General features: G+C 71.0%; 5 protein-coding genes. 4 read left to right on the forward strand and 1 reads right to left on the reverse strand.

Annotated features, from left to right (window positions below; all coding sequences use genetic code 11):
* Positions 1-257: 257 nt before the first annotated feature.
* From ABIA33_RS18785 to ABIA33_RS18800, 4 genes are all read left to right on the forward strand, one after another.
* Positions 258-5,207, forward strand: coding sequence for an NAD-glutamate dehydrogenase (locus tag ABIA33_RS18785; RefSeq protein WP_370083000.1), 4,950 nt, complete (start codon positions 258-260; stop codon positions 5,205-5,207).
* Positions 5,208-5,510: 303 nt separating this feature from the next.
* Positions 5,511-6,887 carry an ABC transporter substrate-binding protein gene (locus ABIA33_RS18790; protein ID WP_370083002.1) on the forward strand — a complete coding sequence of 459 codons (1,377 nt, stop codon included), beginning with the start codon at positions 5,511-5,513 and terminating at the stop codon, positions 6,885-6,887.
* Between the two features lie 135 nt (positions 6,888-7,022).
* Positions 7,023-7,997 (forward strand): carbohydrate ABC transporter permease, encoded by a 975-nt coding sequence (locus tag ABIA33_RS18795; protein WP_370083004.1) that lies wholly within the window; start codon positions 7,023-7,025, stop codon positions 7,995-7,997.
* Positions 7,994-8,947 carry a carbohydrate ABC transporter permease gene (locus ABIA33_RS18800; protein ID WP_370083006.1) on the forward strand — a complete coding sequence of 318 codons (954 nt, stop codon included), beginning with the start codon at positions 7,994-7,996 and terminating at the stop codon, positions 8,945-8,947. The genes ABIA33_RS18795 and ABIA33_RS18800 overlap by 4 nt, the downstream gene beginning before the upstream one ends.
* 10 nt (positions 8,948-8,957) lie before the next feature.
* Here the strand turns inward: ABIA33_RS18800 and ABIA33_RS18805 are convergent, their stop codons facing one another.
* Positions 8,958-12,113 (reverse strand): FHA domain-containing protein, encoded by a 3,156-nt coding sequence (locus ABIA33_RS18805; RefSeq protein ID WP_370083008.1) that lies wholly within the window; start codon positions 12,111-12,113, stop codon positions 8,958-8,960.
* Between the last annotated feature and the right edge of the window lie 238 nt (positions 12,114-12,351).

The following is a 12,351-nucleotide window of genomic DNA, read 5'->3' on the forward strand; positions in this document are numbered from 1 at the left end:
TCTCGGCTGCCCGCACCTGCTGCAGTTGGACAAGTCGTACAGCGCGGACCAAACATCCTGACGCAGTGCACCGATCCGGCCCCTGACACTGTCCCCTACCCCGGTTAGGCTCGCCGGGAAACCTCGCGGAAGCGCGGAGTTCACCGGGGAGTTCGCATCTGTAACCGGACATGCGGGAGGATACGGACAGACCCGGTGATCGCGCGCGACGCACACCACCGAGTCACGCAACGGCGCGCGACAGGAGCCAGATAGCCATGCAGACCCAGCTGGACGCAGCGAAGGCCGAACTGCTCAGCAAGGCAGCCCAGGGAGAGGCTCTCGGCGACGGAGCCCTCGCCTCCTACCTGAAGCACTACTACCTGCACACCGCCCCCGAGGACCTGCTCGGCCGCGACCCCGTCGACGTCTACGGCGCGGCGGCCTCCCACCACCGGCTCGCGGTCCGCCGGCCGCAGGGCACGGCCGAGGTCAGAGTGCACACGCCGACGGTGGAGGAGAACGGGTGGTCCTGCGGCCACACCGTGGTCGAGATCGTCACCGACGACATGCCGTTCCTGGTCGACTCGGTCACCAACGAGCTGTCCCGCCAGGACCGTGCCATCCATGTGGTGATCCACCCTCAGCTACTGGTCCGCCGCGACCTCACCGGCAAGCTCCTGGAGATCCTGGACGCGGACGTCTGCGCCGCGGACCTGCCCGACCGGCCGAGCCAGCTGCAGGGCGCGCTGCTCGAGTCGTGGATGCACATCGAGATCGACCGCGAGACCGACCGCGACGACCTGCGGTCCATCGAGGCCAACCTGCGCCGCGTCCTCGGTGACGTCCGCGAGGTCGTCGAGGACTGGGGCAAGATGCGCGACGGTGCGCTGCGCCTCGCCGACGAGCTGCAGGCCGAGCCGCCGGTCGAACTGCCCGCGCAGGAGGTGGACGAGGCCCAGGAGCTGCTGCGCTGGCTCTCCGCCGACCACTTCACCTTCCTCGGCTACCGCGAGTACGACCTGGTGCAGAACGAGGACGGCGAGGACATGCTGAAGGCCGTGCCCGGCACCGGCCTCGGCGTGCTGCGCTCCGACCCCCGGGTGCGCCCGCACACGGCCGACGAGAAGCTGGCCGGCACCATGTCCTCGGCCTCGTTCGGGCGCCTCACCGCGCCCGCCCGCGCCAAGGCCCGCGAGAAGAAGCTGCTGGTCCTGACGAAGGCCAACAGCCGCTCCACCGTGCACCGGCCCTCCTACCTCGACTATGTCGGCGTCAAGAAGTTCGACGCGGACGGCAACGTCGTCGGCGAGCGCCGCTTCCTGGGCCTGCTCTCCGCCGCCGCCTACACCGAGTCGGTCACCCGTATCCCGGTCGTCCGCCGCAAGGTCCAGCAGGTCGTCGCCGAGTCCAGCTTCACCACCGAGAGCCACGACGCCCGCGACCTGGTCCAGATCCTGGAGACCTACCCCCGCGACGAGCTGTTCCAGACGCCGGCCGACGAGCTGCTCTCCGTCGCGCTGAGCGTTCTCTACCTGCAGGAACGCCGCAAGCTGCGGCTATTCCTGCGCTCGGACGAGTACGGCCGCTACTTCTCGGCACTGGTCTACCTGCCGCGTGACCGCTACACCACCCGGGTGCGGCTGCGGCTGATGGACCTGCTGATGCAGGAGCTCGGCGGCAGCACCATCGACTACACCGCCTGGAACACCGAGTCGGTGCTCGCCCGGCTCCACTTCGTGGTCCGCGTCCCGGCCGGCACCGAGCTGCCCAAGCTCAGCGAGTCCGACATCGAGCGGCTGGAGGCCAAGCTCGCCGATGCGGCACGCTCCTGGGTGGACGGCTTCAACGAGGTGCTGACCCGCGAGTGCGGCGAGGAGCGCGCGGCCGAGATGTCCCGCCGCTACGGCGGCGCCTTCCCCGACGGCTACCGGGCCGACTTCACGCCCGCCATGGCCGTCGGCGACCTGCGCCAGCTGGAGTCGCTGACCGGACCGACGGACTTCCGGCTGAACCTCTACCAGCCGGTGGACGCCGAGGAGGGCGAGCGCCGCTTCAAGATCTACTGGGTCGGCGGCTCGGTCTCGCTGAGCGACGTCCTTCCAGTGCTGCAGCGGCTCGGCGTGGAGGTCCTCGACGAGCACCCCTACGAGCTGCGCCGCAGCGACGGCACCGTCGCCTGGGTGTACGACTTCGGGCTGCGGCTCCCCGCCGAGATCGCCGCCGCCGTCAACCAGGACGGCCGCGACCGCTTCCAGGAGGCGTTCGCCGCCGCCTGGACCGGCCGGGCCGAGAACGACGGCTTCAACTCCCTGATCCTGCGCGCCGGGCTGACCTGGCGTCAGGCCGTGGTGCTGCGCGCCTATGCCAAGTACCTCAGGCAGGCCGGGTCGACCTTTTCGCAGGACTACGTCGAGGACGCCCTCACCAACAACGTCCACACCACCCGCCTGCTGGTGAACCTGTTCGAGGCCCGGCTGTCGCCGGCCCACCGCTCCGGCGCGGACGAGCTCACCGACGGCATCCTGGAGGAGCTCGACGGAGCCCTCGATCAGGTCGTCAGCCTGGACGAGGACCGGATCCTGCGCTCCTTCCTCACCCTGATCAAGGCGACGCTGCGGACCAACTTCTTCCAGCGCGACCCGGCAACCGGGGAGCCGCACGCCTACGTCTCGATGAAGTTCGACCCGCAGGCCATCCCCGACCTGCCCGCGCCCCGCCCGGCGTACGAGATCTGGGTCTACTCGCCGCAGGTCGAGGGCGTGCACCTGCGCTTCGGCAAGGTCGCCCGAGGCGGACTGCGCTGGTCCGACCGCCGCGAGGACTTCCGTACCGAGGTCCTGGGCCTGGTCAAGGCGCAGATGGTGAAGAACACCGTGATCGTGCCGGTCGGTTCCAAGGGCGGCTTCGTCGCCAAGCGGCTCCCGGACCCGGCTGTGGACCGTGCCGCCTGGCTGGCCGAGGGCATCTCGTCGTACAAGACCTTCATCTCGGGTCTGCTCGACATCACCGACAACCTGGTCGCAGGACAGGGCGTCGTCCCGCCCAAGGACGTGGTCCGGCACGACGGGGACGACACCTACCTCGTCGTCGCCGCCGACAAGGGCACCGCGACCTTCTCCGACATCGCCAACGAGGTCGCCGAGTCCTACGGCTTCTGGCTGGGCGACGCCTTCGCCTCCGGCGGCTCGGCCGGGTACGACCACAAGGGCATGGGCATCACCGCCAAGGGTGCCTGGGAGTCCGTCCAGCGGCACTTCCGCGAGCTCGGGCACGACACCCAGACGGAGGACTTCACCGTCGTCGGCATCGGCGACATGTCCGGTGACGTCTTCGGTAACGGCATGCTGCTCAGCGAGCACATCCGGCTGGTCGCGGCCTTCGACCACCGCCACATCTTCGTCGACCCCGACCCGGACGCGGCGACCTCGTTCGCCGAGCGCAAGCGGCTGTTCGAACTGCCGCGCAGCTCTTGGGAGGACTACGACAAGGCGCTGATCTCGGCGGGCGGCGGAATCTTCCCGCGCAGCGCCAAGTCGATCAACATCACCGCGCCGATGCGGGCCGCCCTGGGCATCGACGCCGGTGTCTCCCGGATCACCCCCGCCGAACTGATGAAGGCGATCCTGCTCGCGCCGGTCGACCTGCTGTGGAACGGCGGCATCGGCACCTACGTCAAGGCGTCCACCGAGAACAACGCCGAGGTCGGCGACAAGGCCAACGACGCGATCCGGGTCAACGGCGGCGACCTGCGGGTCAAGGTGCTCGGCGAGGGCGGCAACCTGGGTGCGACCCAGCTCGGCCGGATCGAGTTCGCTCTCAGCGGCGGCCCCGACAGGTCCGGCGGCGCGGTCAACACCGACGCCATCGACAACTCGGCCGGCGTGGACACCTCCGACCACGAGGTGAACATCAAGATCCTGCTCAACCGGGTGGTCGCCGACGGCGACATGACGGTCAAGCAGCGCAACGCCCTGCTCGCGGAGATGACCGACGAGGTCGGCGAGCACGTGCTGCGCAACAACTACGCGCAGAACGTCGCCTTGGCCAACGCCCTCGCCCAGGCCCCGAGCATGCTCGACGTGCACGCCCGGCTGATGCGCCGGCTGGTCGCCGACGGGCACCTCAACCGGGCGCTGGAGTTCCTGCCGAACGGTTCGCAGATCCGCGAGCGCGCCGCGGCCGGACGCGGGCTCAGCCAGCCCGAGCTGTCGGTCCTGCTCGCCTACACGAAGATCACGCTCGCCGACGAGATCCTCGCCTCCGACCTGCCCGACGACGCCTACGTCCAGGGCAAGTTGCACCGGTACTTCCCCAAGCAGCTGCAGCAGCGCTTCCCGGAGCAGATCGACGCGCACGCCCTGCGCCGGGAGATCATCACCACGGTGCTGGTCAACGAGACCATCAACCGGGGCGGTTGCACCTTCGCCTTCCGGCTGAAGGAGGAGACCGGGGCGACGTACGAGGAGGTCGTGCGCTCGCACACGGCCGCTCGGGCGATCTTCGACCTCAAGGGCATCTGGGCCGAGATCGAGGCCCTGGACAACCGGGTTCCGGCGGACGTCCAGACCAGGATGCGGCTGCACAGCCGGCGGCTGGTCGAGCGCGCCACCCGCTGGCTGCTCAACAACCGCCGCCAGCCGCTGGACATCACGGCGACGATCGCGGACTTCCGCGACCGCTGCAACGAGGTCTGGGGCATGCTGCCGGACCTGCTGCGCGGTTCCGACCGCGAGTGGTTCGACAGCGTCTACGCGGAGTTGGCCTCGGCCGGAGTCCCGGTGCCGCTGGCCGTCCGGGTCGCCGGACTCTCCTCGGCGTTCCCCACGATGGACATCGTCGAGGTCGCCGACCGCACCGGCGAGGACGTCCGTACCGTCGCCGACGTCTACTACTCGCTCGCCGACCGGCTGCAGATCACGGACCTGCTGGACCGGATCATCGAGCTGCCGCGAGGCGACCGGTGGCAGTCCATGGCCCGTGCCGCGATCCGCGAGGACCTCTTCGCGGCGCACGCGGTCCTCGCCGCCGACCTGCTCGGCTACGGCAAGCCGGGCGCGACGCCGGAGGAGCGCTTCGAGGCTTGGGTGCAGACGAACGCCACCCTGGTCAACCGGGCCCGGGCCACGCTCGACGACATAAGGGGTGCGGAGTCGTTCGACCTCGCGAACCTGAGCGTCGCCATGCGGGTGATCCGGACGCTGCTGCGCACCGGTTCCATGCGCTGAGGCGGTAGTCCCTTCCGGAGTTCCTTCCGGAGGTCCTAGCGGGCCGCCGAGTGAAGGGCCGCATCCCGTAACGCGGGGCGGCCCTTCACCCGCGCCCGAACCGGCCCGCGCGGCGGGCCCGCACGCCCCTGATACCGGATCGGTATGGGTTCATGCCCTGAAGGCTGACAGATCCCTTGGCGGGGCTCTCGCTGCAAGTTATGGTCCAGTTCTGGTTCATCGCAGTGATGTTGGTGATGTATCGATACGGGGAGCACGCGCGACCGGTACCGCAGTCTTTTTTCCCTCAAGGAGGCTTGCAGAATGCACATGCATGTCGGCACGAGCGGGCGCTATCGGCAGGTGCTGGCCGTCGGTGCCGCGACCACGCTGGCACTGCTCGCGGGCTGTTCCAACAGCTCCTCCACGAGTAGCAAGACGACGAGCGCGGCCTCGCCGCTGACTGGCGACTGCGCGCCGTACCAGGCGTACGCGGGTCACTCGGGCACCACGGTCACGATGTTCGCGTCCATCCTCAGCCCGGAGTCGGACTCGCTCCAGACGTCCTGGAAGAAGTTCAGCGACTGCACCGGGATCAAGATCTCCTACGAGGGCTCCAACGACTTCGAGTCGCAGCTGCCGGTGCGCGTCAGCGGCGGCAACGCCCCCGACCTGGCGATCATCCCGCAGCCCGGGCTGCTGGCGCAGATGGTCAAGACCGGCAAGGTCGTCCAGCCCGCGGCGCAGACCGTCACCAACGAGGCCAAGTGGGCCCCGATCTGGAAGACCTACGGCTCCGTCAACGGCACCTTCTACGCGGCGCCGATGAGCGCCAACATGAAGTCGCTGGTCTGGTACTCGCCCAAGGCCTTCAAGGCCGCCGGATACACCGTGCCGACGACCTGGGCCGACATGATGAAGCTCAGCGACACCATCGCCAAGGCCGGCAAGAACAAGCCCTGGTGCGGCGGCATCGGCTCGGGTACGGCCACCGGCTGGCCCGCCACGGACTGGCTGGAGGAGGTCGTCCTCGGCAAGTACGGCGGCGACGTCTACGACAAGTGGGTCAGTCACCAGATCAAGTTCAGCGACCCGCAGATCGTCGACTCGATGAACGTGGTCCAGAGCTGGATGCACAACCCGGCCTACGTCAACGGCGGCATCGGCGGGGTGAGTTCCATCGCCACGACGACCTTCCAGGACGCGGGCGCACCCATCCTCACCGGCAAGTGCTCCATGCTGCAGCAGGCTTCGTTCTACGAGGCGCAGTGGCCCAAGGGCACCAACATCGGCCCGGCCGGCGACATCTGGGCGTTCAAGCTGCCCGCGGCGGACCCGTCGATCACCACGCCGGTCGAGGGCGGCGGCGAGTTCGTGGCCGCCTTCTCCAGCCGTCCCGAGGTGCAGGCAGTGCAGAACTACGTGTCCACCGCGGATTGGGCGACCAGCCGGATCAAGGTCGCACCCGGGTGGGTCTCCGCCAACCAGGGCGTCGACCCGGCCGTCTACACCGACCCGGTCGACCAGTTGTCGGCGAAGTACCTCACCGACCCGTCCGCGACCTTCCGCTTCGACGGCTCCGACCTGATGCCGGCGGCCATCGGCGCGGGCAAGGAGTGGACCGAGTTCACGGCCTGGTTCGCCTCGAACCAGACGGTGCAGAAGACCGCGGCGAACATCGACGCGGCCTGGCCCCAGTAGCCGCGACGAGGGGTCCCCGGTCCCGGGGGTGCGGCAGCTGAGCAGGGTGCCGCACCCCCGCCACCCCCCCCGGCTTCCCTGCTGCCTCCATCCCCGCCACCACTCCCGAGCAACCACCGAAGGAGCGCCTCGCGTATGTGGGCTGACGCGCTGACCAAGTTCGGCAATGCCGCCGGCGCCATCGTGGTCTTCGTCGCAGTGCTGCTGCTGATCTTCTTCGCGGCGGGGCGCGCCACAGGACGGATCTCCAAACCGCTCGCCGTCGGGATCTTCCTCGGCCCGGCCGTGCTGCTCCTGCTGATCGGCCTCGTCGTCCCCGCCGTTCGGACGATCTACCTCAGCTTCTTCAACGACGACAGCTCCCACTTCCTGGGCGGCAAGAACTACGGGTGGGCGTTCACCGCGAGCGACATCCACCAGGTGCTGCTCAACACGCTGCTGTGGATCGTGGTCGCCCCGGTCGCCGCGACCGCGTTGGGACTGGTGCTGGCGCTGCTGGTGGACCGGCTCAAGCGGCAGGCCCTGTACAAGTCGCTGATCTTCATGCCGATGGCGATCTCCTTCGTCGGCGCGAGCATCATCTGGAAGTTCGTCTACAACTACCGCGAGTCCTCGCAGCCGCAGATCGGGCTGCTCAGCCAGATCTGCATCTGGCTGGGCTGGCGCAACCCGCCGAACTGGATCCTCTCCCATCCGCTGAACAACTTCCTGCTGATGGTGATCATGGTCTGGGTGCAGACCGGCTTCGCCATGGTCGTTCTCTCCGCCGCCATCAAGGCGATCCCGGACGAGATCACCGAGGCGGCGGTACTGGACGGCGCGCGAGGCTGGCGGCTGTTCCAGCACGTGACCATCCCGATGATCCGCAACACCCTGGTCGTGGTGCTCACCACGGTGATGATCACGACGCTGAAGCTCTTCGACATCATCCGCACCATGACCGGCGGGAACTTCGGCACCCAGGTACTCGCGAACGAGATGTACTCGCAGTCGTTCGTCCAGTTCAACGTCGGTCGGGGCAGCGCGCTCGCGGTGATCCTCTTCGTCGCGGTGCTGCCCCTGGTGGGCTACAACATCGTCCAGCTGCGCAGGGAGCGTGCAACCCGATGAGCGAGGACAGCGTCGCCACAGAACCGGCGAAGGCGGGCGGTCAGACCGGCGCCAGGGCGGTCAGACGCGCCTTCAGCAGCCCGATCGCGTCCTTCCTGGTCATCCTGCTGACCGTGGTGTGGACGATCCCCACGCTCGGCCTGCTGGCCACCTCGCTGCGGCCGGAGAAGGACGTGGCCACCTCCGGTTGGTGGACCTTCTTCTCGCACCCGGGCATCACCCTGTCCAACTACCACGACGTGCTCTTCAACGGCGGGTTCGGCGTCAGCAACGGCCTGATGCCGTATCTGGTCAACTCGCTGGCGATCACCGTCCCGGCCACCATTTTCCCGCTGGCCCTCGCCTCGATGGCGGCGTACGCCCTGGCCTGGGTGCGCTTCCGGGGCAGCGACGTCATCTTCTTCGTGATCTTCGCGCTGCAGGTGGTACCGCTGCAGATGGCCCTGGTCCCGCTGCTCCAGCTGTACTCGGGCGGGGCCCACATCGGCAGCACCACGATCTTCCCCAGCCTGGGGCTGGGTGGCACCTACGCGCCGGTGTGGCTCTCGCACACCATGTTCGCGCTGCCGCTGGCGGTCTTCCTGCTGCACAACTTCATCGCGCAGCTCCCCAACGACCTCATCGAGGCCGCCCGGGTGGACGGTGCGAGCCACTTCCGGGTGTTCCGTTCCATCGTGCTGCCGTTGGCGACCCCGGCCCTGGCGTCCTTCGCGATCTTCCAGTTCCTCTGGGTCTGGAACGACCTGCTGGTCGCGCTGACCTTCGCCGGGGGCACGGCCGAGGTCGCCCCGTTGACCGTCCGGCTGGCCCAGCTCTCCGGCTCCTTCGGCGACCACTGGGAGATCCTGACGGCGGGCGCGTTCATCTCCATCGTGATCCCGCTGTGCGTGTTCTTCGGCCTCCAGCGCTACTTTGTGCGCGGACTGCTGGCCGGATCGGTCAAGGGATGAACGACAGTAGTTAGAGCAGCGGCGGTACCGGGGCGGCGTCGAGGGTGTCGGCCGCGCGCTGGAGGGCGCTCGCGAGCAGGGCGAGGTCGGTCGGGCCGTTGCCGAGCTCGCGGACCGGCCGGCGGGCCGGCGGATCGCCCATGGCGGCCCAGTCCAGCGGGGCCACGGTCGGCCGCAGAGTCGCCGTGCGGGGGATCCGCCCGCTGACGCGCGCCGCCTGAAAGGCCGTCACGCCACCGTCGGCGTGCCGGACGTAGCCGCGACCCGGGCGGTCCTCGGGCACCGAGGCGGCCTCGTCGACGTGGATGAGCAGGGCCGACAGCCGAGGGTCGTCGGTGCGCAGCGCGATGCGCAGGTGCGCGGCCTCGTCGAGGTCCGTGCCGCTGCTGCGGTCGGGGCGGCCGGTGGCGACGACGAGGTGGATGCCGAGTCGTGGGCCCCGGACCGCGACCGTGTCCAACGCGGAGGCGAGGGCGGCTCGTTCCCGGCCGGGGAGCAGCAGCTCGTCGTGGTCGTCGACGACCACGAGCAGCCGCGCGGGCGGCGCCGTGTCGACGGCGAGCCGGCCGGCAGGGGGGCTTGTCGGAACGGCCAGGTAGTCGTCGGCGGGACGGCGCGGGGGCGCGAGTTGGGAGAGTGCGCGCTCGGCGTACCAGGAGGCGAAGGAACGTCCCTGGAGCAGTACGTCGCGCCGGTCCAGCTCGCCGAGCAGGGCCTGGGCGGCATGCACAAGACGCAGCGGGTCGGCGCCGTCGACGTAGCCGGTGACCTGCGGAAGTTCGATGCAGGGGCGGAGCCCGCCGCTCGGGTCCGGCGAGGGGCGGCCCTCGATCAGCAGGATGCCGAGGCGGTCCGGCCGCTCGGTGACGGACAGGGACGCGAGCAGGGACCGCAGCAGTTCGGTCCGGCCGGAGCCGGGTGCCCCGCCGACCAGGAGGTGCCCGGTCAGGTCGAGCCCGCAGGGGCCGTCCCGGTCGGAGCCGACCACGATGGCCGGCAGCGCGCCGGACGCGACCTGGAACTCCGCCCAGCGGCTGGACAGTTTGGCCGGGGTCACCAGGTCGAGGCCGAGCAGGTCGAGCAGCCTGGGGGCGTCGGGCAGGGCACCCCGGCCCGGCCTGCGGCTGCCGTCGGGTTCGCGCAGCGGGGCGAGGGCGCGGGCCAGCCGCTCGGCCCAGGCTGCGGAGACGGCGTCGAGCGCCACGCCTTCCACCAACTCGTGGGCCGGGGCGGCGCGGTGCTGGCCGCCGTGCGTGCTGACGCCGGGTGAGGTGATCGGGCGTTCGAGCGTGAGCAGGGTGCCGACCTCGCCGGTGACGGCGGCGGTGGCCCCGCAGCCGTGCGGCAGCAGGTCGGGGCGCTCGGCCAGGCAGAGCGCGTGGACGCCTTCGGCCGGACCGTGGGCCAGCACCCCGCCCAGCGCCTCGCGGGCCGCGGCGCTGCCCGGATCGCCGTCCACGACCAGGACGGTGTGCGTGCCGGAGCGAGCCGGGCCGCCGCCGGCTCCGCTTCCGCCGCCCGGGACGAGCTCGGTGAGGCGGGCGAGGGCCTGGTCCGGGTCGAGGGCGGTGAGCAGGCGACAGGGCTGGCCTCGGGTGGGGCGCAGCTGCGGCAACCAGTACAGCCAGGACCACTCGTCGGCCCGCACCTCGGCCGGGCGGGCCGGATCGGCGGCGATCAGGACGAGTTCCAGCGTGCTGGGGCTGTGCAGAACGGCCAGCTGGGCGATCAGGGCGCGGGCCAGACCGGAGAGCCGCGGGTGCGGACCGGCCACGCCGAGACTGCCGACCGCGCGCAGGTCGACGGTGACCGGGGTGGCCTGGTGGTCCGTGCTGCCGAGCCGGAGGGTCAGCGCGTCGGGGTGGTCGGGGCCGCGTTCCCACAGCCGTGGGCCGGGGCCGAGCGCGGTGTGCAGCAGCTCGGCCGGGTCGGGCCAGCGACGCGCGTCGACGGCGGGCGAGGGACGCGAGGAGGGCATCCGCACGCCGTGCGGGGGCGTCGCTCCCGCCGGTGCGGCCGCTGCTGCGCCGCGGGCGCCTACGCCGAGGCCTGCGCCCTGCCCGAGGCCCGGCTCCGTCGCGCGGCCTCGGGTGGCATGTCGTGGATCGGCACTGCGTGGATCGGCACTGCGGTGATCGACACTGCGGTGATCGGCACCACCGCCATCGGCACCGCCTGCACCGGCACCGGCCGTACGGCCCCCGGGCTGAGCGTTTCCACCGCCGTCGGACCTGCCCGGGATCGAGGCGCGTCCGCGCAGCAGGCGCTCCCCGCCGCGCGCGAGCAGCCCGCGGGCGCGGCTTCCCGGCACTCTGGGCGCGGGCGTGCTGCCCGAGCCGCTCGCGGTGGGACCGCCCGGGCTGCTCGGACCGGCGGGGCTGCCGAGCGGCACCGTGCTCAGGGTCGTCGCCGGTCGCGGAGCGACCTGCAGTCGGCCCCGTCCGTCCGGGATCAGATCGGCGCGACCGGTCCGGTTGCGGTTGCGGTTGCCGGGGGAGACGAGGAGGGCCGACTCGCCGAGGCCGATCAGGGCGCCCGGCGGGACCGGACGCGGCTCGGGGCCCACCAGCAGGCCGTCCAGGCTGGTGCCGTTGGTGGAGCCGAGATCAGCGAGGGTGACCCGGCCGTCGGCGGCGACGTCCAGGGCCAGGTGGAAGCGGGACACGTCGGGGTCGTCCAGCGGTACGTCCGCCTCGGCGGAGCGGCCGACCCGCACCCGGCCGGGGAGCAGCAGATGGATTCCGCCCGCGTCCGGGCCGCCGACGACCCGCAGCTCGGCGGGGGAGTCGGGGGTGTCCGCGGCCGTGACGTGGTCGGGGTCGGGGTCGTCCAGGCGCAGCACCGCGCCGTCCACCAGCGGGGGGTGGCCGAGCACGGCGCGCTCGTCCAGGCGCTGGTCGCCGGCGTACAGGTGGACGTGGGTGGCCGCGCGTCCGCCGCGCGACCCCGACCGCGCGCCGACCGCGCCCGCGAGTGCGCCCGCGACCGCCCCTAGGGTGGTGCCCACGGGGGCCGTCACGAGCACGTCGGCGACCTGTACCGGGAGCCGGCCCTGGCTCCGATCCTGGTGGGGGCCCTGGCCGGGGCCCCGGTTCTGGCCCGGGACATGCGTCCGCGCCGACGGAGCGCCGTCGCGCGCCGCGAGCACGCTCAGCCGGATCTGCATCGTCCCTGGCCCCTTCCGCCCAGCACTGGGCGCCAGCTCCTGGCGTCCAGCACCCGCCTGCCCACCCGGTGCGTACTCAACGAGCAGCCCCCGTACGCGGGGTGGGCGCCACGGTGCTGACTGCATCCTCCCATCCGCCACCGACAACTCGCTCCCGGCACCCGATCCAGTGATCTTGGGAACTTCCGGCACCCGGCAGGACGTCCTCGGGGTAGGGGCCTAGTGTTGCCTCGCACGA

Source organism: Streptacidiphilus sp. MAP12-16, assembly GCF_041262165.1.
GTDB lineage: Bacteria > Actinomycetota > Actinomycetes > Streptomycetales > Streptomycetaceae > Streptacidiphilus.